The organism is Lachnoclostridium phytofermentans (assembly GCF_000733755.1).
In the GTDB taxonomy this organism is placed as follows: domain Bacteria; phylum Bacillota; class Clostridia; order Lachnospirales; family Lachnospiraceae; genus Lachnoclostridium; species Lachnoclostridium phytofermentans_A.
The window spans coordinates 1,468,321-1,495,000 of record NZ_JPOF01000003.1; the positions used below are offsets into that span (position 1 = coordinate 1,468,321).

Sequence of the window (26,680 nt, forward strand, 5' to 3'; positions counted from 1 at the left end):
TATCTCAATATTTAAATTGAAAAGATCCTTTTGTAAGAAGAAGTAAATAATTAGATAATTACTATCCAGATTGGTATTAATATAAAACATTACACAAGGTCACATGCATACACGGCATCCTCATTGATCAATAATATATTGCCACTATGCTGATATTTAAACATCTATCTTTAGTCGAATATATCATTATCCTACATTGACTAAAAGATAGTTGTAAGATCCTACTATGGAAAAAGAAATAATTTGCAAATCTAAAAAATTAGGGGGGGGTTAAGTACGTATACACTCATAGGGCAGGATTAATATTCCTTACCGTCGAATCTGATAATGGTAAATGTTTAGCACGTTTGTTTAGACTAAAAATGTTTCACGTGAAACATTTTTAATTTTTTTTAACATATTTTAAATAGTATTGATAAGTTTCCAAAATTCCTATGATGTATTTCTTATTATCTTTGAAAATTTTCTATGAGTAGTTAAAACTAATATATGTAATCTAAAATGTACTGAATATTGGTAGATCTATTTACAAAATCAACCTTAGTTATATTAATTATAAATACTCATTAATTAATATTGTTTCACGTGAAACATTTTAATATTATCTTAATATATGGTTTAAATTATTGTTACGTTTGCCGTGTTCCTTCGTCCTTCTTATAATGTCCTCTAAAAATATTCTATGAATAGTGAAAACTAATATATGTAATCTAAAATATTGGTAGACTAATTTATATTTCATTTTAAGCTAGTTATTAATTTTCTATTTATTAAAATCCTCTTTATTTACTATTAGTTTCACGTGAAACATTAATATTATTAAAATATGTAGTTTAAATTTGTATTTCATTTAAGCTAGTTATTAATTTTCTATTTATTAAAATCCTCTTTATTTACTATAGTTTCACGTGAAACATTAATATTATTAAAATATGTAGTTTAAACAATATAGATACGTTTGCCGAGTTCCTTCGTCCTTCTTATAATGTCCTCTAAAAATATTCTATGAATAGTGAAAACTAATATAAGTAATCTAAAATATTGGTAGATTAATTTGTATTTCAATTTAAGCTAGTTATTAATTTTCTATTTATTAAAATCCTCTTTATTTACTATAGTTTCACGTGAAACATTAATATTATTAAAATATGTAGTTTAAACAATATAGATACGTTTGCCGAGTTCCTTCATCTTTCTTATAATATGATCGGAATATTTCATATAAATAGTGAAAACTAATATATCTCATCTAAAATATTGGAAGATAAATTTGTTGTTCAATTTAAGCTACATATTAATTTTCTATTTATTAAAATCCTCTTTATTTACTATTAGTTTCATGTGAAACATTTATTATTTTTCCAAATATATAGTTTAAACAAAACAGATTAGTTTACTGAGTTCCTTCGTCTTTCGTATAATATCCTCGAAAACTTTTCAATGAATAATGAAAACTAACATATGCAATCTAGAAAGTGTTTCATATTGGTAGATAAATGTGCAATTTCAATTTAAGATATATATTAATTTTCTATTTATTATAAATTCTCATAATCTTGAATATTTGTTTCACTTTAAACATTTATTAACTTAATATAATTAATGGTCTACCTAAATAGTATCACAAAATTACGGAAAATAAACACTTAAACTTTAATTAGCACATAAGAATTAAAATCCGCCTTCAAGATAGATGTACTCTGTATAAAATATCAAAGGAATTAAATCATGCAACATGAGTTTACTTTTCATTTCCATATTTATTAGTTTACTTTTCACATTCATATACATCCTTTGAATCCTAAGTCTCTTATCCTGTTTTTATACTTCCGTTTGTTTCACGTGAAACATTTTAATTTTCATCATTATTACTTAAGTTATTATCCATTATACTATTCAATTTATTTAACTCAAAATAATAAAAAAGAGATAGATGAAAATTCTCTATCCCTTATCATTACTTAATTTTTATTAAAACATATTCACAAAATTATTTTTTATAGCATATACTGCGGCTTGTGTTCTATCAGAAACACTAATCTTTTTAAATATATTAGAAACATGATTTTTTACTGTTTTCTCACTTATACTTAATCGATAAGCAATTTCCTTATTAAATAATCCCTCTGCTAATAATTTAAGCACATCAATTTCTCTACGGGTTAAAACTTCTGTATTAGCTAAACTAGAACTTCTTTGCATACGTTCTTTTAATTCAGGAGTTAGCGATGGTTCAATATATGTGTTTCTCCTTGATAAATTGTATATATTGCTTTCTTTAATACAGAAGACTCAGAATCTTTTAATATATATCCATTCACACCTATATCAACTGCACGTAATAAATACTCTATTTCATTATGAATTGTTAACATCAGAACCTTTTGTTTATTATTATTTCTTCTGAGTTCTTGTAAAGTCTGTAATCCATTCATTGCTGGCATATTAATATCAAGGAGTAAGACATCTGGGTTGGTTTCAACTACTTTTTGTAAGCATTGTTCCCCATCACTTGCTTCTCCTACTACTTGTATATCACCATCAAGTTCCAGAAGTTGCTTCAAACCCTCTCTGACCATTTTATGATCATCCGCAATTACTATTCGTATTATACCCATTTACTAATCCCCCTTATCAATACAACATGGTATAGTTACAATGATTTTAGTTCCGCTTTCATTGTTTGATTCTATTGAAAACTTTCCAGAAAGTAAATAAACTCTTTCTTTCATATTGGTTAACCCAAAGCCACAATTCTCACTGGTTCCTTTACATTTAGAACTCTCCTCAAAACCAATACCATTGTCCTCAATTGTCAACTGAATTGATTCTTCTTTTTGTAATAATCCTATTTTACAAATTGTTGCTTGTGCATGCTTGGATATATTATTACAAGCTTCTTGTATGATACGATAGATAGTTATACTAACCACCTGATTTTTTATTTCAAGAGCATCTTCAATTGAAACTATTACGTGTAATTTATTATGTTTCTTATAATTATCAACATATCTTTCGATTGCTGCTTTTAATCCTAGATCATTTAAGGTCATTGGCCTTAAATCATATATAATTTCTCTCATATCATTAATAATTGTACGTATGCTCTCAATCATAGTAGCCAACTCGAGCTTTGCACGAATAGCGTCTAAATCAAAAAGCTTGATACAAAGTTCTGTCTTATGTACCAGCGATGCTAAATTCTGCACAGTAGAATCATGTAAATCTCTGGCTATTCTCTGACGCTCTATTTCCTGTGTTTCTAATATTTTAAGTCCAAGATCCTCATGATTTATTAATTCTTCTGAACACATTTTTGATTTAATAGTTTGTAATTCTATGTTTTGTCTATCTAAAAGGTTATCTAAACATGAAAGTATTAATTGATACTTATTTTTCAGTTTATAATGCTGTTCTAGAAGATTTAGTATACTAGGAAGGTTTTCTTTTAGTTTCTCTAGCTCCTTCTTAATATAATCTTCTTCTCTCTGTTTATGTGAGTCCTCATAAGGAGAGAATAATAAATGATTTTTATCTTGACCTTCATTCAACTTCTCTAAGGTATGTTCCAACTCTTTTTTCTGCTTTTCAACTATATCGGCTTTTTCTTTTAGTTTATGAGATTGTTCTTCCAATTTATTTAACATCTCATAACCAAATTCCATAGCTTCTTTTGTTTGTTCAATCTCGTTGATAATATCCTTATGAGTTTTTTCCATGTGTATAAATCCTCACTATTCTTGTCTTAAACTAACTATAACATATTTTAACATATAACACTGAAAATGTCTATTTCATAGTATGAGGATATTTTTAATATTATTTTACTTTTTGACAAGTTTTACATAAGTCTTGTTGACTTAATTCCATGCCAATATGCTCTATACCATCTTCCATATATATTTTCCCCACTATTTTAAATCCAATAGTTTCATAAAATTTTACTGCACGAACCTGCGCACTTAACACTACTTTTTTTGCTCCGCATTCAAACGCTTTGCTTATTAACATTTTAACTAACATGTCACCATAGTGTTTTCCTCTTTCTTCCTTACGTACCGCTATCCTTCCTATTTTGAAAGTTCCATCTTCTAACAAAAGTAGTCTTCCGGTAGCAACTGCTTTTTTATGTTCATCTTTGGTTTGATTATCTGTAGAAAAAATAAGGCAATGTAATGCTGAATCATCTAATTCATCAAATTCTAACTCTTCTGGTATCCCTTGTTCTTCGACAAAAACTTCTTTACGTATTTTAAAGCACTCTGTCAAATCTTCTCCTTGATGTATTATCTTACCCTGAATATACATAATAACCTCAATTCTGGCGACTAAGCGCCTATTTGTAACGATAAAAACTTTTTGTGTCAGCACATTTTCCTAGATTTATTAAACTTTTTTCTTTTTTATCAAAGGCATCTTTAACGGTTTCCCACCTGCTCTAGGATAAACTTTTGGAGTTTCCTTCACTTTCTTTATACGTATTAAAGTGCGATCCATATCTGTATTTGGTAAGGTAAATGTTACTTTTTGTTCTAGTTTTCCACCCAAGCATTCCAAACCATATTCTGCTTCCTCTAATTCTTCTGTAATTTTTCCAGATTTATAAGGAATAAAATAACCACCTTTTTTAACATAAGGTAAACATAATTCTGCTAAAGATACCATTTTTGCAACAGCTCTTGATACAACCAAATCAAACTGCTCACGATATTCAAGTTTTCTTGCTTGTTCCTCAGCCCTTGCATGTATAGCAGATATATTATTTAAACCTAACTTTTTTATAACCTCGTTTAGAAAGTTTATTCTTTTATTCAAAGAGTCCATTAATAACACATTTAACTCAGGATATGCAATTTTTAAAGGTATTCCCGGGAAACCAGCACCGGTACCCATATCTAGTAAAGTATCTCCTGATTTAATCTGATATGATTTTATAAGAGACAGACTATCAAGAAAATGTTTTTGAATCACCTCTTCATATTCTGTAATTGCTGTCAAATTCATAAATGAATTCCATTCAATTAACAAATCATAATACATTTCGAATTGTTCTAACTGTTTCTTATCTAATTCAATTCCAAGACTACTAAGTCCTTGAATAAAAACTGAATTATCTCTCATTTATACCTCCATAACAATACATGTTAGTATTTGAAATACTAATAATACATACTAAACTTTTTTATTATAACAAGAGAGTCAACCAACTATCTCATTTTTCATAAGATAGTTAGAAAGTTGACTCACTGATAACATTAGAAACAAAGAATAACTTTACTTGCTTCTTCTTAACTGTTCCAAATAAACTAACAGAACAGAGATATCTGCTGGAGATACGCCTGAAATACGGGATGCTTGCCCAACAGAACTTGGTCTAATTTGATTTAATTTTTGTTTTGCTTCAATCCTTAAGGAAGGTACATCAGAATAATCTATTTCTTCAGGAATTTTTTTACCTTCTAATTTTTTAAATTGTTCAACTTGGTGTTCCTGTCTTTTAATATATCCATCATATTTAAAATTAATTTCAACTTGTGTTATTACTTCATCTGATAATGGTTTTCTATTCTTATCCAGAGGTTCTAATAGAGCATAAGTTAGTTCAGGTCTTCTAACAAGTTCTGCTAATGTAGTACCTGTTTTTAAAGATGTTGTTCCAAGGCTTTCTAGGATTTCTTGAACTTCTTTTGATGCACCGATTAAACTATTTTCTAATCGTATCATCTCTTCTTTAATCATTCTTTCTTTCTCTATAAGATGTTCATAACGTTCTTCACTGATTAATCCTATTTCATGACCTATTTTAGTTAACCTTAAATCTGCATTATCTTGTCGAAGAATCAATCGATATTCTGCTCTTGATGTCATCATACGATATGGTTCATGTGTTTCTTTTGTTACCAAATCATCAATTAAAACACCGATATATGCCTGAGAACGATCTAATACAATTGGTTCTTTTCCTGATAGTTTTCTCGCAGCATTAATACCTGCCATTAATCCTTGTGCTGCAGCTTCCTCATAGCCAGAACTACCATTAAATTGCCCACCACTAAATAAACCACTGATAGACATAAATTCTAAACTTGATTTTAACTGCATCGGATTAATACAATCATATTCAATTGCATAAGCATTCCTTACAATTTTAGCATTTTCTAATCCTGAAACGGATCGATACATCTTAAACTGTACGTCCTCTGGTAAACTACTTGACATACCTGAAATATACATTTCATTCGTATAGTTACCTTCTGGTTCTATAAACACTTGATGACGTTCTTTATCTGGAAATTTAACAACCTTATCCTCAATCGATGGACAGTATCTTGGACCTGTACCTTTGATATTTCCAGAGTATAAAGGGGAACGATGAATATTATCACGAATAATCTGATGTGTATTTTCGTTTGTATAGGTTAACCAACAAGAAACTTGCTCTTTTTCGATATCTTCTGGAGTATTGGTAAAAGAGAATGGTACTACTGTTTCATCACCAAACTGTTCTTCCATCTTTGTAAAATCAATACTCCTTTTATCTATTCTTGCAGGTGTACCAGTTTTAAAACGATACATTTCAATCCCAAGCTTTTTTAAGCTTTCTGTTAAATGGTTTGCTGATGGTAAACCATTTGGACCAGTATAATGACTAGTTTCACCGTAGATACATCTTGCATTAAGGTAAACACCAGTACACAGTATTACGGCCTTACAAGGATATACACCACCGGAATAAACCATAACTCCGGTTACTTGATTATTCTCAGTAAGAATATCAATTACCTCATCTTGACGTAATGTTAAGTTTTCCGTATTCTCAACTACCTTACGCATTTCTCTACTATAATCCATCTTATCAGCCTGCGCTCTTAATGAGTGTACCGCAGGTCCTTTGGATTGATTCAACATCTTAGATTGTATATAAGTTTTATCTATATTTTTTCCCATTTCTCCACCTAAGGCATCTATCTCACGAACAAGATGTCCCTTAGATGTACCACCAATGTTTGGATTACAAGGCATTAATGCTATATTATCCATACTAACGGTAAACATTATTGTATTAAAACCTAGACGTGCACATGCCAATGCAGCTTCGCAGCCAGCATGACCTGCTCCCACCACGACAACGTCATAAGCTTCGTATTGATTAGACATACTTACCTCCATTCTTGCGTACGCTATACTTCTCCGGTTTGCATTATATAAGAACAAGTGTCATGCTGAAAATACAGTTTATCTTTCTGCATTTTCGCACGTATTTTATCTAACTTAAATTTTACTAATACTTACATACAAACCCTTATTTTTAATTATTTACCCATACAAAATTCTTTAAAAATGGTATTAACCAGATCCTCATCCACTGCTTCGCCTATGATTGTTCCTAATACTTCATAAGCATTCATCAAATCGATAGAAAAGAAATCTTCTGGCATCTCATTTTCAATACTAACTATAACTTGCTCTAAGCTTACTCTTGCTTCTACTAGAGCATTCTTATGTCTTACATTTGTAATATATATTTCATCATTAAAAGAAATGTTACCTTCAAAAAACATCTCTGTTATTGTCTTCTCTAATTCTTTAATTCCTGTCTGATTTAACGCAGAAATCTTTAATATAGGTTTTGTGGAAAGAAGATTAACGTCCTTTTCCTCAATCACAGACTCTAAATCTGTTTTATTTAAAAGTACGATTGCCTTTCTATCCTTAATGAATTCTAGAATTTCATCATCATCTTGGTTTAATGGTGTGGATGCATCAATCACATAGATAATTAAATCTGCTTCTTTTGCACTCTTTAAACTTTTTTCAACACCTAACTTTTCTACCAAATCTGAGGTTTCCCGAATTCCAGCAGTATCAATAAGATTTAAACATAAGCCATTTAAGAATATAGATTCTTCAATCGTATCTCTTGTTGTCCCAGCAATATCTGTTACAATAGCTCTTTCTTCTCCAACCATTAGGTTTAATAAAGAAGATTTACCAGCATTAGGTCTACCTAATATAACAGTCCGGATTCCTTCTTTAATTAATCGTCCATTTTCTGACGTATCGATAAGATTGGAAAGTTCTTTAATGCTACCCATTACATTCTCTCTTAGTTTATCAGAAAATCCTTCTAAACTAATATGCTCTGGATCATCCAGTGCAGCTTCGATATAAGCTGTATCTAATAGTATACTTTGCCTTACTTCTTTTACCTTATGAAGTACATTACCCTTTAACTGTTTCATAGAGTTTTTTAAGGCCAATTCATTATTCGCATGAATGACATCAATAACTGCTTCCGCCTGAGATAAATCTATTCTACCATTTAAGAAGGCACGTTTTGTAAACTCACCAGGCTCTGCAATTCTTGCTCCTGCTTTTAGTACGGTTTCTAATACTTTTTTTGTTACGGTTATTCCACCATGGCAATCGATTTCTATACTATCTTCCATGGTATAACTTCTTGGAGCACGCATGATTACGACCATAACTTCATCAATGAGTTCTTCCCCATCGACAATATAACCATAGTGTACCGTATGAGATTCCATCTCAGATAATCGTTTTGCCTTTGATTTTATTTGAAACACCTTATCAATCACAGCAAAGGCCTGATCTCCACTTATTCTAACTATACTTATTCCCGCATTACTCAGTCCTGTTGCTATGGCGGCAATGGTATCTGTTTTCATGTCTCCCATATCCTCCGAAATTATATTATAATTATTATAAGAAGTTGATCTTTCACTTCTTATAATGTTCCTATTTTCGTATCGTCTATCTTATTAACAGAAGCTGTCTCCTTACCTCTGATAAATGATTTCTCTTTTTAACATTGTCTATCTTATTAACTAGACATTAGTTACTTGCAATAATAGTTAGGAAAGGCTGTTACACAAGAAGTACTACTTAGGTACTTTCCTATGTCACAGCCTGACAACTTAATACTCTGCGTATTATTCCTTAGTTTCTACTGCTTTTGCAGCTGCTTTTGCTTCTAAGTATGCAGCATAGTCCTTCTTATAATCAGTACTGTAATCTTTTGTATTAGCACCGTACTTCTTATGGAAATCCTTCTTGCTGTCCTTATTGTATCCCTTTTTATTGTAATCTTTGTTTCCAAATCGATTACTATTATTATGAAGAGTTACTCCCTTTTTTAAGCTAATGACAACTTTTCTGAAAGGCTCTTCACCTTCACTATGTGTCTCTACATATTTATCATTCTGTAAAGCGGAATGAATAATACGTCTCTCATAAGGATTCATTGGCTCTAAGGATACCGGTTTGTGAGTTCTTTTCACCTTGGATGCAATATTTTTTGCTAGGTTCTCCAAAGTTTCTTTTCTTCTCTCACGATAATTTTCTGTATCTAACTTAACCTTTAAATAACCTTCGTTATTCTTATTAATTACAAGGCTTGTCAGATATTGAAGAGAGTCTAAGGTTTGTCCCCTTTTACCTATTAGTACACCCATATCATCTCCGACGATATTGATTTCTACATTTTCACTCTCTTTATCATATGCTACCTCTGCAGTTGCATCAATTCCCATAGCTTTAAAAACCTTATCAAGAAAGTTCTTTGCTACCCCATCAATACTAAATTTCAGTTTAGCACGTATTTTTGCAGGCTTTGAAAACATTCCAAGTAAACCTTTTGATTCTTTCTCGATAACCTCATATTCCATCTTTTCACTTGTAGTTTGAAAACTTAATAAGGCTTCAGTTAAAGCTTCATCTACTGTTTTACCCGTAAACTCTTTCCAGTCCTCCATTATTTTTTATCCCCCTTATCACTATCACGCTTTAGGATGTTAGCATTTGCTGCGATACTGCCTGCAGCATAGGATACATTACTCTTTTTATAGTTTGTTGGTTCTTTCGCTTTATTACTTGTTTTAGTATCAGAAGTCGCCTTGGTAGATACATCAATAGCTTTCGTTGTTTTTTTAGCAACGTTTGCCATTGTATTGCCTGTAACAACACCATACTTTTCTTTTTTCTTATTTGATTTTGCTACACTTTTTGCAATCATATCATCAATATCAATCTTATCAAGATATTTATTAATAAAAAGCTGTTGTAAAATCTGAACAACACTACTTGCGATCCAGTAGATACCAACACCAATTGGTAAGAAGGTACAGAAAATACCGGATACAACAGGCATAACAGTGTTCATAGTTTTTAAACTTTGTGCACCTGGGGTATCATCAGAAGTGCTTTGTGGAGTTGCTGTCATCATAAGCTTACTTTGCGCAAATTGTGAACCTGCTGCTGCCAAAGGTATTAATATTCCTGGGAATCCAAATCCAGGTACATCAAGAATATTTAAATTCCCAATAAATTTATTTACATGGATAATCTGATCTACAGCATCTTTTACATTAATGCTGCTTACAAAGTTTTGCATCGCTGTTAAGTTATCACTGGTAAAGAACTTTAGATACTCTACATTCCATGTATCCTTTGACATAAATACATCCCAGTTTGCTGTCTTAAACTGTGCAAAGATATCTATCAATTTATTTGTTGCAACATCCATCTTACCTAGTGTCAAAGCTTCAGAAAATGCAGATGCATTAACCGCAACAGAGTGATCTGTTAAAAACTGAGCCAACGCTTCTGGAAATCCTTGAATATTTATAACTCCCTGCGCTATCACATCATATAAACTTCTTACATCATTTACATACGCAGGCACTGCATAGATTACTCGGTATAATGCAAACATAATAGGTAAAGAAATCAATAATGGTAAACATCCAGAGAAAGGAGAAGCACCATATTTTGAATAAATCTCTTGCATTTCTGCTTGTTGCTTTTGCATCGATGCCTGATCTTTTTTACCTTTATACTTTGCCTGAACCTTTTGAATTTCTGGATTCATTTTTGCAGATAAGCGACTTCCCTTTTGTTGCTTTATTGTTAAAGGAAGCATAAGCATCTTAATTACAAAGGTAAAGATAACAATACATAATGCAATGTTTGTTATATTAAAGATGCTAAGAAATTCGTAAATTCCATTTAAAATAATACCCATTACCCAAGCAAATGGACCTAAAATACCACTTACTTGCGTTAATACTGTTATGTCCAACTAATTTTCCTCCTTAAAAATAAGGTATACTTAATAACTCAAAAAAGGCCATCCTAAGGAACAGGATCAAATCCCCCTTTATGAAACGGATGACACTTAAGAATTCTCCTCACCGAAAGATAACTTCCCTTGATAGCACCATATCGTTGTAATGCTTCCATTGCATACTCCGAACAGGTTGGAGTAAAACGACAGGTTGGAACTCTCTTCATTGGTGAGATATATTTTCGATATAATTTAACTATTGCTATTAGAATTCGTTTCATCACATTCATCTTTTCTCTCTGCAGGCATTAGAAATCCTGCTATAACAAGATAAGCACTTTTCTTGCCTAACTTGTTTGAATAAAAGGAGTCTTTTTACTCCATTCATTTAATTGATGCATAAAACTTAATTTCTATCTGGCTCACTACTCTTTACTATTTTGTGTAGCTTAGCCAAGTGCAATAATGCACTGTTTATTTCTGAATAGTTTTTTCCCTTAGATCCTGCTCTTGCTACTATTACAATATCTAAACTGCTATTAGATATTGAATCATTTAACCGATAACTCTCTCTAATTAATCTGGTTATCCTATGCCTTACTACGCTATTACCAACTTTTTTACTAACCGATATTCCTAAACGATTAAAAGGCAATTCGTTTTTCCAAACATACATTACTAAATACTTATTAGCAAAAGACTTACCGTTTTTATATACATTACCGAATTGTTGACTATTTTTTAATGATTCTGACAATATTCAAAATCTCCTTATCGACAAGGCCCCACCGGCTTGTCTACTGTCATTTTGCTTTACTAGCACCCATTACATATCAAATCTGATCTCAGACTTGATACTGCCAGAAATAATAAACTCACTTCAAAATACTCGTGTATACAAGACGAGCCAGTTTTCCTCACATATTCAAAGAATTCATTCAAAATTCAAATCATGTTTAGGTTAAACTGCCTCTCTTGTCCTTTGGATAGCATATCATAGCTACTCCTTATCATCACGTATTAGAAGAAAAGGTCACATGAACTGCGACCTATGCTGATAATTTATGTCTTCCTTTTGCTCTTCTAGCGGCTAATACCTTTCTACCGTTAGCTGTACTCATTCTAGATCTAAATCCATGAACCTTAGCTCTGGAACGCTTCTTTGGCTGAAATGTCATTTTCATTTTGAAAACACCTCCTTTTAACTACCGTCTCTTTATGGTAAGCCTATTTACTCTATTTTAAATAGCATTACCATTATAGTAGGAAAGACTAGCTACGTCAAGTAAATCTTTTATTTTACCATGATTTTATCCGTTTTTCCATCTAGTGTACTTTCTTCTTTTTTCTCATCTTTTAAACTTATATGAAATATCTGACTATTGTTCGTTGTTTCACTTAATGTTATCGATATTTTTATTTTATTTTCTCAATGAATTGGTTTCTTCCTATATATATATAGTTTTATTGACTTTGAATTTCCATGATATTTTGAATTATTTGAAATTCTACATGTAGTTATAATTTTTTTTTATATACTATTCTGTTACTATATGTTGATTAAAAAATCGAAGTTATCCACAGTTTGTGGATGAATTGTGGATAACATTGTTTATTTGTGTTAATATTTTATCTTATTACTTTTATTTATCCTTATAATACTAGGGTTTTTCGTGTGGGTAACCCGCATAATGTTATTAACCCTGTGTGTATATTGGGACATTCACTGTGTATAAGTTATGGAAAACTAACAAAATAATGTTCATAAAAAAATATTAACATTGAAATGTTTATAATTTTGTTATATATTATAAGTGTATGGACTTTTGTGGACAAACTATACTAGATTAGAAAATGTTATCAGCAGCAATTTGGCCTTTAATTTTAGGTTATACTATTGCTGCGTCTTTTGTCGTAAGAGTAATATCTTACGGTAATTATAATATATACAGAGAAGGGCACGGGTTTTACTATGAAAAGCTTGATTCAAGAAAAATGGAATGAAATTTTGGAGTTTTTAAAAATAGAATACAATGTTACAGAGGTTTCCTATAAAACTTGGCTTCTTCCACTCAAAGTATATGATGTTAAGGATAATGTAATTAAGCTTTCTGTAGATGATACAAAAATCGGCGCTAACAGCTTAGATTTTATTAAGAATAAATACAGTCAATTTCTAAAGACAGCCATCGCAGAAGTGATTAATCACGATTTTGAAATTGAATTTGTACTTCTTAGTCAGACAAAAGTGGAAGAAAAAGCACAAACTCAAGTATCGAATAAGATAAAAAACGAAAGCTTATCTTACTTAAATCCGCGATATACGTTTGACACATTTGTTGTTGGTGCGAATAATAACTTGGCTCATGCAGCATCTTTGGCCGTTGCTGAATCGCCTGCAGAAATTTATAATCCTCTTTTTATTTATGGTGGTGTAGGTCTTGGAAAAACTCACTTAATGCACTCGATTGCTCACTACATCTTAGACCAGAATCCAAATTCCAAAGTACTTTATGTAACTAGTGAGAAATTTACGAATGAGTTAATTGAATCCATTCGTAATGCAGATACTACTCCAACAGAATTTCGAGAAAAATATCGAAATATTGATGTGTTATTAATCGATGATATCCAATTTATTATAGGAAAAGAAAGAACTCAGGAGGAGTTTTTCCACACTTTTAATACCTTACATGAATCAAAAAAACAAATTATTATTTCTTCCGATAAACCACCAAAAGACATTTTAACATTAGAAGAACGTTTAAGATCACGTTTTGAGTGGGGTCTTACAGTAGACATTCAGTCTCCAGACTATGAAACTAGAATGGCAATTCTTAAGAAAAAGGAAGAACTTGATTGCCTAACCATTGATGATGAAGTAATGAAATATATTGCTTCTAATATTAAGTCAAACATTCGAGAGCTTGAGGGTGCGCTAACAAAAATCGTTGCTCTTTCTAGGTTAAAAAAGAAAGAAGTTGATGTAATTTTGGCGGAAGAAGCACTTAAAGATCTCATCTCACCCGATAATAAAAAAACAGTTACCCTGGATCTTATCATTGAGGTAGTTTCAGAACATTTTGGTACAACGACTTCTGAAATTTATTCAGATAATCGCAGTAGAAATATTGCTTATCCAAGACAGATCTCAATGTACCTTTGTCGTAAGTTAACTTCTCTTTCCTTTACAGACATTGGTAAGATGATGGGAAATCGAGATCATTCTACAGTATTACATGGTTGTAATAAAATAGAAAATGATATTAAGAAGGATCCTTCCTTACAGAATACGATTGACGTATTAATTAAAAAAATAAATCCTTCCCCATAATGAGTGAATTTATCTAAATACAAAGTGAGGCGGTTTTCTGGCTCACTTTATGTTTAGTTGATTACAAGTGAATGCTTGTTTCTTTCTTTTTTAGCTTGGTCTTACTAGCATAGACCTGTTGTTTTTATACCCTTTTTTTCTCATTTGTGTATAACCTTTCGAAAATTCAAAAATGTTATCCACAATCACTCGTTTAAATACTGTTATTTTAGTGTTTAAATGATATTGATAACTTAAGAATCGTTCTTATCATGTTAATAAATATTTTAAATGGGTTAAAAACAATTCACATGGTTATTCTTTCTTGTAAGACTTTCGCAGTAAGGGTTTGAGGTACTTATACACTTCCTAACATCCCCTACTACGATTACTAATAAATCTATTTATTATTTATATATCAAAAATCGCTGAAGGGAGTTATGCACAAAATGAAAATCGCTTGCCAAAAGAATGAGTTGTTAAACAGCGTCAATATTGCTTTGAAAGCAGTTTCTTCAAAATCTACTATGCCAATATTAGAATGTATCGTTATCGAAGTTCAAAATGATTCAATAAAATTAATTTCGAATGATATGGAACTTGGTATAGAAACTCTTGTAAAAGGTTCTGTAATTTCTACTGGAACTGTAGCAATTAATGCAAAAGTTTTTTCTGAGATTATAAGAAAATTACCAGATAATGAAGTAAATATTGAAACCGATGAAAAATATATGACCACGATTACCTGTGAAAAAGCAAAGTTCACAATAGCGGGAAAATCAGCAGAAGAATTTCCTATGTTGCCAACCATCGAAAAAAAAGAAGCCATCGAATTATCACAGTTTACTCTAAAAGAGGTTATTCGCCAGACTGTTTTTTCAATTTCGGATAATGAAAGTAATAAAATAATGACAGGTGAACTTTTTGAGATAAACGGAAATGAGTTAAGAGTGGTTTCACTAGATGGACACCGTATCTCGATACGAAAAGTTGAGCTTAAAAATTCATATGAACCTAAAAAAATGATTGTTCCAGGAAAAACTCTGCAAGAAGTAAGTAAAATTTTATCTGGAGAGATTTCCGACGAAGTTTTAATTTACTATACTGATCGTCATGTTTTATTTGTATTCGATAATACTTTAGTACTTTCAAGATTAATCGAAGGTGAATATTACAAAATTGATCAGATGCTTTCTGGCGATTATGAAACAAAAGTTAAAATTAATAAAAAAGAGTTCCTAAGCTGTATTGATCGAGCGACATTATTGATAAAAGAAACTGAGAAAAAACCAATAATTGTAGGTATCGAAGATAGAAAATTAGAATTAAAAATTAATACTTCTATTGGTTCTATGGATGAAGATATTGATATTGAAAAAGAGGGAAAAGATATTTTAATTGGCTTTAATCCTAAGTTTTTAATTGATGCACTCCGAGTAATTGACGATGAGGAAGTAGATATATATCTAATAAATCCCAAAGCACCATGTTTTATAAAAGACAAAGAGGAGTCTTACATTTACTTGATACTTCCTGTAAGTTTTAATGCAGCACAATACTAGATAAGTTAAAAATTAAATTGATTCAAAGATTTATTTTATTTTAAGGTCATGAAAAATCTTTAACTTTAATCTGTATTTCATGATGGTATTTTAGCGTGATACAGCGCGCAGATTGGTTGATATATGGAAAAAATAGTATTAAGAGAAGAATTTATTAAATTAGGTCAAGCTTTAAAAGCTGCTGGTCTTGTGGATTCAGGAGTTGAAGCAAAAGATGTTATTACCGAAGGACTTGTAAAAGTGAATGGTTCTGTAGAATATCAAAGAGGAAAAAAACTTCATGGTGGAGACTCTATTGAGTATGGCAATGAAATCATTCAAATCGTCAATCATGAATAAATCATCTAACTAAATTCATCTTCACGTTTTGTGAAGTCCCTAACATCACCCCTATGTATAAACATGTATTTTTATGCATAGGGGTGAATATTGAATTTCCAATTACAGTTTATAAAAAGTTTAGAATTTAATATTTTTGTCCATGCTTAAAAAAAATTATGCTTTTTACTGGCAATCTACTTGCATTATAGTGTATAATGAGAGATAGGGATTTTTGTCTTCTAAAATTTTCAATAAAAAAAATGAGGCAAAATGGTAGTGCTGTTTACTTCTAGGTATAATGGCATCGTGAGTAAAATGATTAGATAGTTGGTGTAGGGATGGTAGTAAAGTCTCTTGAATTGAGTAATTTTAGAAATTATGAAAACTTATCTTTGGAGTTTTCTCCATCGACTAATATTTTGTATGGAGACAATGCTCAGGGAAAGACAAACATACTCGAAGCAGTGTTTCTTTGTGCTACAACAAAGTCACACAAAGGAAGTAAGGATAGAGAAATCATTAAGCTACAGTCGGAAGAAGCACATATTCGTATGAGGATACACCGAGATAATGTGGAACATCGGCTTGATATGCACCTGAAAAAAAATAAACCCAAAGGTGTGGCAATTAACGGGATACCGATTAAACGTTCTTCAGAACTATTCGGTATCATTAATGTTGTGTTTTTTTCACCAGAGGATTTATCTATTATAAAAAATGGACCTAGCGAGCGTAGACGGTTTATTGATATGGAGCTTTGTCAATTAAGTAAACTATATCTACACAATTTGATAAATTACAACAAAGTTTTAAACCAGAGAAACAATTTATTAAAGCAAATAGGTTTTAATAAAAGTTTATTGGATACGCTTTATGTGTGGGATCAGCAGCTAGTTCATTTTGGATCTGCTTTGATTAAAGAGAGGGATTCTTTTATTAAAAGCATGAATGAACTAATTTTTAAGCTACATAAAAAACTTAGCGATGGGAAGGAAATGTTAGAAATCGTTTATGAACCAAATGTAGCAGAAAAAGAGTTTGAAAGTAAACTGAAAAAGAGTATGGAACGTGATATTGCCTTAAAGGTATCAAATGTTGGACCGCATCGGGATGACCTTAGTTTTCTTATCAATGGTCAGGATGTTAGAAAGTATGGATCACAGGGGCAGCAAAGAACTGCTGCATTATCTTTAAAGCTTGCAGAAATAGAATTAGTAAAACAGGTGACGAAAGACAAACCAATTCTACTCCTAGATGATGTATTGTCAGAATTAGATAGAAAAAGGCAAAATCAGTTATTAGACAGTATTGTAGGTATTCAAACTATTGTAACCTGTACCGGTCTTGAAGAATTTGTGAGTAATAGAATTGATACGGATCGAATTTATAAGGTTGTTCAAGGAACTGTTCAAAAAGGATAAAACATTTAATGCATAGATTGCAGGAGGCTAGATATGAGTAAGGATTACGGAGCTGACCAAATACAAATATTAGAGGGGTTAGAAGCGGTTAGAAAACGACCAGGTATGTACATTGGAAGTACTTCTAGTAGGGGTCTCCATCATCTGGTTTATGAAATCGTGGATAATGCTGTCGATGAGGCTTTGGCTGGATATTGTAATACCATCGACGTATCTATTAATCCGGATAATTCCATTACCGTTATTGATAATGGTAGAGGTATACCAGTTGAAATCAACAAGAAAAAGGGAATTTCAACAGTTGAAGTTGTATTTACCATTCTTCATGCAGGTGGAAAGTTTGGCGGTGGAGGATACAAGGTATCGGGAGGATTACATGGAGTAGGTGCGTCTGTTGTTAATGCACTCTCTGAGTATCTAGAGGTAACAGTAGAAGTTGATGGAAAGATGTACAAGCAGCGCTATGAACGTGGAAAAGTGATTGAACCACTTCGAGTTGTTGGGGATTCAGATCGTACGGGAACAACAGTAACATTCTTACCAGATGGGGATATTTTTGAGGAAACCGTTTATGATTATGATATTTTAAAGCAACGATTACGTGAAATGGCATTTTTAACAAAAGGCCTAAAAATTATTTTAAGAGATTTAAGAAGCGAAGAAGGCGAAGAGGCAACTGAGCCTAAAGTGAAAGAATTTCACTATGAAGGTGGTATTAAGGAGTACGTTCAGTACTTAAATAATCACAAAAAAAATCTTTACCCAGAGATAATTTACTGTGAGGGAACCAGAGATAGTGTTTATGTTGAGGTTGCTCTGCAGCACAATGACTCTTATACAGAAAGCTGTTATAGCTTTGTAAATAATATAACCACACCAGAAGGTGGTACTCATTACACTGGTTTTAAAAATGCTATAACAAAAACCTTTAATGACTTTGCGAGAAAAATGAAGTATTTAAAGGATAACGAGGCTAATCTATCTGGTGAAGATATTAGAGAAGGTCTCACAGCAATTATTAGTATCAAACTTCCAGATCCACAATTTGAGGGGCAAACAAAACAAAAACTTGGAAACAGTGAAGCAAGAGGTGCTGTTGATAGTGTAGTTAGTGAGCAATTAACTTATTTTCTTGAGCAAAATCCTAGTGTGGCAAAAATAATCTTAGAAAAGGCAGTTCTTGCACAACGAGCAAGAGATGCTGCACGTAAAGCGAGAGATTTAACACGTAGAAAGACTGCGCTAGAAGGAATGAGTTTACCTGGAAAGTTAGCTGACTGTTCAGATAAAGATCCAAAGAACTGTGAAATTTATATTGTTGAGGGTGATTCCGCGGGTGGTTCAGCAAAGACAGCAAGATCTCGTGCGACGCAGGCTATTCTTCCGCTTCGTGGTAAAATATTAAATGTTGAGAAATCAAGACTTGATAAAATCTTGGTAAACAATGAAATCAAAGCGATGATTACTGCTTTTGGTACCGGCATCTCTGATGACTTTGATATTTCAAAATTACGTTATCACAAGATTATTATTATGACTGATGCCGATGTTGATGGTGCACATATCAGTACTCTATTATTAACATTCCTCTATCGTTTTATGCCAGAATTAATTCGTGAGGGATATGTTTACCTTGCCCAGCCACCACTTTATAAAGTTGAGAAGAACAAGCAGGTTTGGTACGCTTATTCAGACGAAGAATTAAACAACATTTTATTGCAGGTTGGACGAGATCAAAATAATAAGATTCAACGTTACAAAGGTTTAGGTGAAATGGATGCAGAGCAGCTTTGGGAAACAACGATGGATCCTGAGCGCAGAGTTTTACTTCGTGTAAAAATGGATGAAGAGAATTCTTCTGAAATTGATTTAACGTTCACAACCTTGATGGGAGATAACGTAGAACCTAGGCGTGAGTTTATCGAAGCAAATGCAAAATATGTTAAGAACTTAGATATCTAAACAACGGAGGAATTAAAATGGACGAGAATATCTTTGATAAGGTGCATGATGTCGACCTTAAAAAGACAATGGAAACCTCCTATATCGAGTATGCCATGTCAGTTATTGCAGCCAGAGCCCTTCCGGATGTAAGAGATGGATTAAAACCGGTACAGAGAAGAATTTTATACGCTATGATAGAATTAAATAACGGTCCTGACAAGCCACACCGTAAGTGTGCACGTATTGTCGGTGATACGATGGGTAAATATCACCCTCATGGTGATAGCTCTATCTATGGCGCTTTAGTAAATTTAGCACAGAATTGGTCAACTAGATATCCGTTAGTGGATGGTCATGGTAACTTCGGTTCCGTAGATGGTGACGGTGCTGCTGCCATGCGTTACACCGAAGCTAGATTAAGTAAAATATCGATGGAGATGTTGTCTGACATTAATAAAGACACTGTTGATTTTACTCCAAACTTTGATGAAACGGAAAAAGAACCAATGGTTCTTCCTGCTAGATATCCGAATCTTTTGGTAAATGGAACTTCTGGTATCGCAGTAGGTATGGCAACTAATATCCCTCCTCACAACATGAGAGAGATTATAGGAGCAGTAGTCCGTATTATTGATAATAAGATTGAGGATAAAGAAACTACGATTGAAGAGTTATTAGAAATCGTGAAAGGACCAGATTTTCCTACCGGTGCTATGATACTTGGTACTAGAGGAATAGAAGAAGCATATCGTACTGGACGAGGTAAGATTCGTGTACGTGCGGTAACAGATATTGAACCGATGACAAACGGTAAAAACCGCATTATTGTTACGGAATTACCTTACATGGTAAATAAAGCTCGTTTGATAGAAAAAATTGCAGAGCTTGTACGTGATAAAAAGATTGACGGTATTACAGAGCTTCGCGATGAATCTGATCGAGAAGGTATGAGAATTTGTATTGAACTTCGTCGTGATGTCAATGCGAACGTTATCTTAAATCAATTATATAAACATACCCAGTTACAAGATACTTTTGGTGTGATTATGCTTGCTTTAGTAAATAATCAACCTAAGGTTCTATCCCTTCTTGAAATGTTAAGTTATTATTTAAAGCATCAAGAAGAAGTTGTAACGAGAAGAATAAATTATGATTTAAATAAGGCAAAAGAAAGAGCGCATATTTTAGAAGGCTTGTTAAAAGCACTGGATCATATTGATGAGGTTATTAATATTATTCGTGCCTCAAAAAATGGCGCTATGGCAAAAGAACGTTTAATTGAGAGATTCGAGTTTGATGATATCCAAGCGCAAGCAATCATTGATATGAGACTTCGTGCGTTAACAGGTTTGGAACGCGAAAAGCTTGAGGATGAATTTGCCGAACTTCAGAGAAGAATTGCTGAATTCGAAGCAATCTTAGCTGATGAAAAGTTATTGCTTGGGGTTATCAAAGAAGAAATTCAGGTGATTAACGATAAATACGGAGATGAAAGAAGAACATCCATCGGATTTGATGAGTTTGATATCTCCATGGAGGATTTAATTCCTGATGAAAACACAGTAATTGCTATGACTCGTTTGGGATATATCAAGAGAATGACGATTGATAACTTTAAGAGTCAGCATCGTGGTGGTAAGGGAATTAAGGGTATGCAGACCATTGAAGAAGACTTTATCGAAGACTTATTTATGACTACAACCCACCACTACATTATGTTCTTTACGAATAAAGGTAGAGTATATCGATTAAAGGCATATGAAATTCCTGAATCCTCAAGAACAGCGAGAGGAACAGCGATAGTGAATCTCTTACAGTTATTGCCGGAAGAAAGAATTACTGCGATTATCGCTTTAAAAGAATACAAAGACAATCGTTATCTATTTATGGCTACGAAAGATGGTATTGTGAAAAAGACTAAGATTAAAGAATATCAAAATATTCGAAAGACTGGTCTTCAGGCAATTAATCTAAGAGAAGATGATGAATTAATTGAAGTTAAGACGACAAATAGTCAAAAAGATATCGTTCTCGTAACCAAGAACGGTATGTGTATCCGTTTCCATGAGAAGGATGTCCGTAGTACTGGTAGAGCATCTATGGGTGTTATCGGAATGAATTTAACTGATGGTGACGAAGTAGTTGCAATGCAGATTCATACACAAGGTAAGTATTTGCTTACAGTTTCTGAATATGGTCTTGGAAAGTTGACTGACCTAGATGAATTTACTCCACAAAGACGTGGCGGTAAGGGTGTAAAGTGTTATAAGATAACAGAAAAGACTGGTAATGTAGTAGGAGCGAAAGCTGTAAACGAAGAACACGAAGTGATGATAATCACCAATGAAGGTATCATCATCCGTCTTGCAGTGAATGGCATCAGTATCCTTGGTAGAATAACTTCTGGTGTTAAGCTAATCAATATAGAGGCTGGTAAGGATATTAGAGTTGCTAGTTTAGCAAAGGTTAGAGAAGGTAGTATAAGCACAGAAGAAGATGTTCTAAAAAAGTTAGAGGAAGAGTTAAAAGAAGAAAATGTAGTAGTACCTCTTGAGGATGATCAGGAAGACGAGGATTATTCCGAAGAGGAAGATTCTTTCGTTGAGGAAGAAGAGGATCAATTAGATGATTCTAAGGATCTTGAGGAATTAGTATCACGTGCTCTTAAGGATCAAGAGGATCAAGAAGAGGAAGAAGAGTAAATAATGGTAATCGGAAAAACAATAAAGAATTATAATTTTCCGGTGTAATGATAAATTCGTAGTCTTTGAGTAAATCTCAGGGACTACGAATTTTCTAAAATAATTTAGAATTGAAACTTGATGTTTATTACCGGAAGTACGCATTAGTGAAAAAAATGACTATGTATTACTAAGGTATGGGAGTATAAGAATTGAGGTTATTATGAGAATAGTACATACGGATGCTATTACGAAGGCAATAAAAGAAATGTGTATTGAAGCAAATCTTTATCTTACTGAGGATGTTAAAAACAGACTTAAGAAAGCAAGCCATATGGAAAGCTCAGATCTTGGTAAAAAGATTTTAGGTCAATTAGAGGAAAACTTAGAGATTGCACAAAAAGACCTTATTCCAATATGTCAAGATACCGGTATGGCTGTTGTATTTATTTCGATTGGTCAAGAGGTACATTTAGAAGGAAATTATCTCGAGGATGCTATCAATGATGGAATTAGACAAGGTTATGAAGAAGGATACCTTAGAAAATCTGTTGTAAGTGATCCACTCCTTCGAGAGAATACAAAAGATAACACACCAGGAATTATTCACTATAGTATTATTCCCGGAGAAAATGTTGAAATAACTGTTGCCCCAAAAGGATTTGGCAGTGAAAACATGAGTCGTGTTGTTATGCTTAAGCCATCTGATGGGGAAGAAGGAATTAAAAAAGCAGTCTTAGAAACAATAAAGCTTGCTGGCCCGAATGCATGTCCACCTATGGTTATTGGAATAGGAATTGGTGGAACTTTTGAAAAATGTGCGCTTCTAGCTAAAAAAGCATTAACAAGAAATTTAGAAGAAAGTTCGAAAGAAGAACATATTAAAAGACTGGAACAAGAACTTCTAGAAGAAATTAATCAAACAGGGATCGGACCTGGAGGACTTGGAGGAAAAACAACAGCTCTAGGTGTTAATATTGAAACTTATCCAACACATATTGCAGGACTTCCTCTCGCAATTAATGTTTGCTGTCATGTGAATCGTCATGTAAAAAGAATACTGTAGATATGGGAGGAGCCATGGATAAGCATATTACAACACCAATCGATACGTCTAAGGTAATCGCATTAAAAGCAGGAGACTATGTATACCTGACAGGTAGAATTTATACTGCGAGAGATGCTGCTCATAAAAGAATGTTCGAAGCATTACAACAAAAAGAAGAATTGCCTTTTGATATTATAAATCAAGTTATTTATTATCTTGGTCCTACTCCGGCAAGAGATGGCCAGGTAATTGGCTCTGCAGGTCCAACAACAAGTAGTAGAATGGATAAGTATACTCCTTCTCTTCTTAACTTAGGGTTAAAAGGAATGATAGGTAAGGGGAAGAGAAATGATGATGTGATAGACTCCATGAAAAAGAATAAAGCAGTATATTTTGCTGCGATTGGAGGAGCTGGAGCACTACTCTCAAAATGTATTAAATCATCGAAGGTAATTGCCTATGAGGATTTAGGAACGGAAGCTATTCGTGAATTGTGGGTAGAAAATTTACCTGTTATTGTAGTTATTGACTCGGAGGGAAATAATTTTTATGAGTCACAGATGAATTTCACCTCATAAGGGAAGTTCTCTGTTTTTAATCGGGGAGTAAGGGTTTGCCTGCTTTAGCAGGAGCCCACACTTTTGCTGAAATGCCACGTAGTGGCAATGAGGTTATGAGCAAGTAGTGTAAACGGATTACGAATATACGATTCAACTAAATTCATAGTGAAATAATATGATTTATATTGACTTTATATCAAATATGTGATACTTATTAATCGTAGAAAGGAAAGGCGGAGAAGATATGAAGATTTCAACGAAAGGACGATATGCACTTCGTCTGATGTTAGATTTGGCTATTAACAACACTGGAGAATTTATTACAATCAAGAGTATCGCCCAAAGGCAAGAGATATCTGATAAGTACTTAGAACAGATTATAACCCAATTAAGCAGAGCAGGATATGTAAAAAGTTCAAGAGGAGCCCAAGGGGGTTATCGTTTAACGAAAGAACCAAAAGAGTATACGGTTGGTATGATATTAAAATTAATTGAGGGAAGTCTTGCACCAGTATCATGTGTAGAAGAGGAAGAACACGATTGTAATCGTTATGGTTCCTGTGCAACTTTGTTTGTTTACCAGAAGATCAATGAAGCAGTAAACAATGTAGTTGATAATATTACATTAGAGGACTTAGTAGAACGTCATCGAGAACTTGGAGAGAATAACTATATTATATAAATGAAATTAAGTTACTATATAAGGAGTATGTCTTATTATACGATAAGGCATACTCCTTTTATACATAATAAGAGGTTTGTTTACTGGCATATTGCTTATCTATATGTCATAGAAAGAACTATTATGGATTGATATTAAAACTGATATTAATTAGTATGGAAATTTGTATATACGATATCCAAAAGAGATATCGATTTATTAAAAAAAATTTCAATTATGATAAAATAATATTGACAAATTTTGAGAGTAAGAATATAATAACATTAATTCATACTAAATCTATATGAATATATATAATAAGGGAAGAAGTATTGTTATTAATGGTGAATAAGAAAGTCAATAAGAAAATACATAAGAAAACGGGGTTAACAATTAAATAAGAAAGAGAAAGGGAAAGGGAGTATTGTATGAGTGATCCAAAAAGAAATCTTAAGTTTGAGACATTGCAATTACATGTTGGTCAGGAGGAGGCAGATATTGCAACTGATGCAAGAGCGGTTCCTATTTATCAAACAACATCTTATGTGTTTCATAATGCAGATCATGCAGCGGCAAGATTTAACCTAACGGACGCAGGTAATATTTACGGACGTCTAACTAATCCAACACAAGATGTGTTTGAGAGAAGAATATCTGCATTAGAGGGTGGAGTTGCAGCTTTAGCAGTTGCTTCGGGAGCAGCAGCAATCACCTATACCATTATGAATCTAGCACAATCAGGAGATCATATTGTAGCCTCGAAGGATATTTATGGAGGATCTTATAATCTGTTAGCACATACTCTAAAAGAGTATGGAATTACAACAACCTTTGTAGATGCCTCAAATATAAAAAATGTTCAAGATGCAATTAAGGATAATACCAAAGGTGTATTTATTGAAAGCCTTGGTAATCCTAATTCTAATGTGTTAGACGTTGATGAGATTGCAAAGATTGCGCATGCAAACAAAATACCTCTCGTAATAGACAATACATTTGCAACACCGTATTTGCTTCGCCCTATTGAGTATGGAGCAGATATTGTAGTACATTCTGCTACGAAATTTATTGGAGGTCATGGAACATCGATTGGCGGTGTTATTGTCGATAGTGGTAAATTTGATTGGGAAGCATCTGGTAAATTTCCATCACTTACAGAACCAAATCCATCGTATCATGGAATTTCCTTTACGAAAGTAGTGGGGGCAGCAGCCTTTGTAACAAAAATAAGGGCTATTTTATTAAGAGATACCGGTGCTGCAATATCACCATTCCATGCATTTATGTTCTTACAAGGTTTAGAGACATTGTCACTTCGAATAGAACGTCATGTTGAAAATGCATTAAAAGTTGTAGAGTATTTAAGTAAACATCCTAAAATAGAGAAAGTAAATCATCCTTCCTTAATAGAGAGTGGATCGCATGATTTATATCAAAAATATTTTAAAAAGGGTGCAGGTTCAATATTTACAATTGAAATTAAGGGTGGAGAAAAAGAAGCAAAGGAATTTATTGATAAGCTTCAGATATTTTCTTTACTTGCAAATGTAGCAGATGTAAAATCATTAGTAATACATCCAGCGTCAACAACTCATTCACAAATGAACGAAGAAGAATTAAGAAATTCTGGTATTAAACCAAATACGGTTCGTTTATCGATTGGAACAGAGCATATTGATGATATCTTGTATGATCTGGAAAAAGCATTAGAGTAATTTTTAGGAGGGATAGTTATGAAAATAGCTAAAAGTTTAACTGATTTAATTGGAAATACACCACTATTAGAATTAAGTAACCTTATGAAACAACAAGATTTAAAGGCTCATATTATTGGAAAGCTAGAGTATTTTAATCCTGCTGGTAGTGTAAAGGACCGTATCGCAAAAGCAATGATTGAAGATGCGGAAGAAAAAGGACTTATTAAAGAAGGAGCTGTCATTATTGAGCCAACAAGTGGTAATACTGGTATTGGCTTAGCGTCTGTTGCAACCGCAAGAGGTTATCGCATTATTTTAACAATGCCTGAAACAATGAGTATCGAAAGACGTAACTTATTAAAGGCATATGGAGCAGAGCTTGTTCT

At 32.7% G+C, this 26,680-nt stretch carries 23 protein-coding genes (1 of these 23 cut by a window edge); 11 read left to right on the plus strand and 12 right to left on the minus strand.

From position 1 onward, the window contains the following. Positions 1–1,971: 1,971 nt before the first annotated feature. The 12 genes from CC92_RS23350 to rpmH form a co-directional block, all read right to left on the minus strand. Complete coding sequence (locus CC92_RS23350; protein ID WP_330372720.1) at positions 1,972–2,202, minus strand: response regulator transcription factor; 231 nt, start codon at positions 2,200–2,202, stop codon at positions 1,972–1,974. A gap of 20 nt (positions 2,203–2,222) precedes the next feature. Then, the gene (locus CC92_RS23355; RefSeq protein ID WP_330372719.1) at positions 2,223–2,618 is read right to left on the minus strand and encodes a response regulator transcription factor; all 396 of its coding nucleotides are present in this window, start codon (positions 2,616–2,618) and stop codon (positions 2,223–2,225) included. 3 nt (positions 2,619–2,621) lie between these two features. Further along, positions 2,622–3,719 (minus strand): sensor histidine kinase, encoded by a 1,098-nt coding sequence (locus CC92_RS20970; RefSeq protein ID WP_051650686.1) that lies wholly within the window; start codon positions 3,717–3,719, stop codon positions 2,622–2,624. Positions 3,720–3,819: 100 nt separating this feature from the next. Next, positions 3,820–4,371, minus strand: coding sequence for a GNAT family N-acetyltransferase (locus CC92_RS0111790; protein ID WP_155998335.1), 552 nt, complete (start codon positions 4,369–4,371; stop codon positions 3,820–3,822). A gap of 15 nt (positions 4,372–4,386) precedes the next feature. Further along, positions 4,387–5,121 carry a 16S rRNA (guanine(527)-N(7))-methyltransferase RsmG gene (gene rsmG / locus CC92_RS0111795; RefSeq protein WP_029502687.1) on the minus strand — a complete coding sequence of 245 codons (735 nt, stop codon included), beginning with the start codon at positions 5,119–5,121 and terminating at the stop codon, positions 4,387–4,389. A gap of 153 nt (positions 5,122–5,274) precedes the next feature. Beyond that, positions 5,275–7,158, minus strand: coding sequence for a tRNA uridine-5-carboxymethylaminomethyl(34) synthesis enzyme MnmG (gene mnmG, locus CC92_RS0111800; RefSeq protein WP_029502686.1), 1,884 nt, complete (start codon positions 7,156–7,158; stop codon positions 5,275–5,277). A 155-nt stretch (positions 7,159–7,313) separates the two neighbouring features. After that, complete coding sequence (mnmE, locus tag CC92_RS0111805; RefSeq protein ID WP_029502685.1) at positions 7,314–8,690, minus strand: tRNA uridine-5-carboxymethylaminomethyl(34) synthesis GTPase MnmE; 1,377 nt, start codon at positions 8,688–8,690, stop codon at positions 7,314–7,316. 264 nt (positions 8,691–8,954) lie between these two features. Beyond that, positions 8,955–9,776 (minus strand): RNA-binding cell elongation regulator Jag/EloR, encoded by an 822-nt coding sequence (jag, locus tag CC92_RS0111810; protein ID WP_029502684.1) that lies wholly within the window; start codon positions 9,774–9,776, stop codon positions 8,955–8,957. Further along, positions 9,776–11,101 (minus strand): YidC/Oxa1 family membrane protein insertase, encoded by a 1,326-nt coding sequence (locus CC92_RS0111815; RefSeq protein ID WP_029502683.1) that lies wholly within the window; start codon positions 11,099–11,101, stop codon positions 9,776–9,778. The genes jag and CC92_RS0111815 overlap by 1 nt, the downstream gene beginning before the upstream one ends. A gap of 53 nt (positions 11,102–11,154) precedes the next feature. Then, a complete protein-coding gene (yidD, locus tag CC92_RS0111820; protein WP_029502682.1) occupies positions 11,155–11,367 on the minus strand; it encodes a membrane protein insertion efficiency factor YidD in 213 nt (70 codons plus the stop codon). 125 nt (positions 11,368–11,492) lie between these two features. Then, the gene (gene rnpA, locus CC92_RS0111825) at positions 11,493–11,843 is read right to left on the minus strand and encodes a ribonuclease P protein component (RefSeq protein ID WP_029502681.1); all 351 of its coding nucleotides are present in this window, start codon (positions 11,841–11,843) and stop codon (positions 11,493–11,495) included. Positions 11,844–12,135: 292 nt separating this feature from the next. Continuing rightward, positions 12,136–12,270, minus strand: coding sequence for a 50S ribosomal protein L34 (gene rpmH / locus CC92_RS0111830; protein WP_029502680.1), 135 nt, complete (start codon positions 12,268–12,270; stop codon positions 12,136–12,138). A gap of 788 nt (positions 12,271–13,058) precedes the next feature. On the opposite strand from rpmH, the gene dnaA reads away from it, so the two are divergent. The 11 genes from dnaA to cysK form a co-directional block, all read left to right on the plus strand. After that, positions 13,059–14,420 carry a chromosomal replication initiator protein DnaA gene (dnaA, locus tag CC92_RS0111835; RefSeq protein WP_029502679.1) on the plus strand — a complete coding sequence of 454 codons (1,362 nt, stop codon included), beginning with the start codon at positions 13,059–13,061 and terminating at the stop codon, positions 14,418–14,420. A 428-nt stretch (positions 14,421–14,848) separates the two neighbouring features. Beyond that, positions 14,849–15,961, plus strand: a complete 1,113-nt coding sequence (gene dnaN, locus CC92_RS0111840) for a DNA polymerase III subunit beta (RefSeq protein ID WP_029502678.1) — start codon at positions 14,849–14,851, stop codon at positions 15,959–15,961. A 123-nt stretch (positions 15,962–16,084) separates the two neighbouring features. Then, positions 16,085–16,300, plus strand: a complete 216-nt coding sequence (locus CC92_RS0111845; protein ID WP_029502677.1) for an RNA-binding S4 domain-containing protein — start codon at positions 16,085–16,087, stop codon at positions 16,298–16,300. A 320-nt stretch (positions 16,301–16,620) separates the two neighbouring features. Then, positions 16,621–17,703, plus strand: coding sequence for a DNA replication/repair protein RecF (gene recF / locus CC92_RS0111850; protein WP_029502676.1), 1,083 nt, complete (start codon positions 16,621–16,623; stop codon positions 17,701–17,703). A gap of 33 nt (positions 17,704–17,736) precedes the next feature. After that, positions 17,737–19,665, plus strand: a complete 1,929-nt coding sequence (gene gyrB / locus CC92_RS0111855; protein WP_029502675.1) for a DNA topoisomerase (ATP-hydrolyzing) subunit B — start codon at positions 17,737–17,739, stop codon at positions 19,663–19,665. A 17-nt stretch (positions 19,666–19,682) separates the two neighbouring features. After that, a complete protein-coding gene (gyrA, locus tag CC92_RS0111860) occupies positions 19,683–22,349 on the plus strand; it encodes a DNA gyrase subunit A (RefSeq protein ID WP_029502674.1) in 2,667 nt (888 codons plus the stop codon). A 202-nt stretch (positions 22,350–22,551) separates the two neighbouring features. Next, positions 22,552–23,394 (plus strand): fumarate hydratase, encoded by an 843-nt coding sequence (locus CC92_RS0111865; RefSeq protein ID WP_029502673.1) that lies wholly within the window; start codon positions 22,552–22,554, stop codon positions 23,392–23,394. 14 nt (positions 23,395–23,408) lie between these two features. After that, positions 23,409–23,954 (plus strand): Fe-S-containing hydro-lyase, encoded by a 546-nt coding sequence (locus CC92_RS0111870; protein WP_029502672.1) that lies wholly within the window; start codon positions 23,409–23,411, stop codon positions 23,952–23,954. Between the two features lie 226 nt (positions 23,955–24,180). Then, entirely contained in the window at positions 24,181–24,618 is a 438-nt protein-coding gene (locus CC92_RS0111875; protein ID WP_029502671.1) for an RrF2 family transcriptional regulator, read from the plus strand. 407 nt (positions 24,619–25,025) lie between these two features. Continuing rightward, on the plus strand, positions 25,026–26,312 hold the full coding sequence (locus CC92_RS0111880; RefSeq protein WP_029502670.1) for an O-acetylhomoserine aminocarboxypropyltransferase/cysteine synthase family protein: 1,287 nt from the start codon (positions 25,026–25,028) through the stop codon (positions 26,310–26,312). Positions 26,313–26,330: 18 nt separating this feature from the next. Further along, positions 26,331–26,680, plus strand: partial view of a cysteine synthase A gene (gene cysK / locus CC92_RS0111885; RefSeq protein WP_029502669.1) — the beginning only. The gene runs 580 nt beyond the window's last position; the window shows 350 of its 930 coding nt (coding positions 1–350); its start codon is at positions 26,331–26,333; its stop codon lies off the right edge, out of view.

Excerpts from the sequence above, each read along its gene's own strand:
- mnmG (WP_029502686.1), bottom strand. The coding sequence starts at position 7,158 with ATGTCTAATCAATACGAAGCTTATGACGTTGTCGTGGTGGGAGCAGGT.
- dnaN (WP_029502678.1), top strand. The coding sequence starts at position 14,849 with ATGAAAATCGCTTGCCAAAAGAATGAGTTGTTAAACAGCGTCAATATT.
- CC92_RS0111865 (WP_029502673.1), top strand. The coding sequence starts at position 22,552 with ATGAGAATAGTACATACGGATGCTATTACGAAGGCAATAAAAGAAATG.
- CC92_RS0111870 (WP_029502672.1), top strand. The coding sequence starts at position 23,409 with ATGGATAAGCATATTACAACACCAATCGATACGTCTAAGGTAATCGCA.
- recF (WP_029502676.1), top strand. The coding sequence starts at position 16,621 with ATGGTAGTAAAGTCTCTTGAATTGAGTAATTTTAGAAATTATGAAAAC.
- rpmH (WP_029502680.1), bottom strand. The coding sequence starts at position 12,270 with ATGAAAATGACATTTCAGCCAAAGAAGCGTTCCAGAGCTAAGGTTCAT.
- jag (WP_029502684.1), bottom strand. The coding sequence starts at position 9,776 with ATGGAGGACTGGAAAGAGTTTACGGGTAAAACAGTAGATGAAGCTTTA.
- CC92_RS0111880 (WP_029502670.1), top strand. The coding sequence starts at position 25,026 with ATGAGTGATCCAAAAAGAAATCTTAAGTTTGAGACATTGCAATTACAT.
- CC92_RS20970 (WP_051650686.1), bottom strand. The coding sequence starts at position 3,719 with ATGGAAAAAACTCATAAGGATATTATCAACGAGATTGAACAAACAAAA.
- CC92_RS0111875 (WP_029502671.1), top strand. The coding sequence starts at position 24,181 with ATGAAGATTTCAACGAAAGGACGATATGCACTTCGTCTGATGTTAGAT.
- yidD (WP_029502682.1), bottom strand. The coding sequence starts at position 11,367 with ATGAAACGAATTCTAATAGCAATAGTTAAATTATATCGAAAATATATC.
- CC92_RS0111845 (WP_029502677.1), top strand. The coding sequence starts at position 16,085 with ATGGAAAAAATAGTATTAAGAGAAGAATTTATTAAATTAGGTCAAGCT.
- CC92_RS23350 (WP_330372720.1), bottom strand. The coding sequence starts at position 2,202 with ATGCAAAGAAGTTCTAGTTTAGCTAATACAGAAGTTTTAACCCGTAGA.
- rsmG (WP_029502687.1), bottom strand. The coding sequence starts at position 5,121 with ATGAGAGATAATTCAGTTTTTATTCAAGGACTTAGTAGTCTTGGAATT.
- dnaA (WP_029502679.1), top strand. The coding sequence starts at position 13,059 with ATGAAAAGCTTGATTCAAGAAAAATGGAATGAAATTTTGGAGTTTTTA.
- gyrA (WP_029502674.1), top strand. The coding sequence starts at position 19,683 with ATGGACGAGAATATCTTTGATAAGGTGCATGATGTCGACCTTAAAAAG.
- mnmE (WP_029502685.1), bottom strand. The coding sequence starts at position 8,690 with ATGAAAACAGATACCATTGCCGCCATAGCAACAGGACTGAGTAATGCG.
- gyrB (WP_029502675.1), top strand. The coding sequence starts at position 17,737 with ATGAGTAAGGATTACGGAGCTGACCAAATACAAATATTAGAGGGGTTA.
- CC92_RS23355 (WP_330372719.1), bottom strand. The coding sequence starts at position 2,618 with ATGGGTATAATACGAATAGTAATTGCGGATGATCATAAAATGGTCAGA.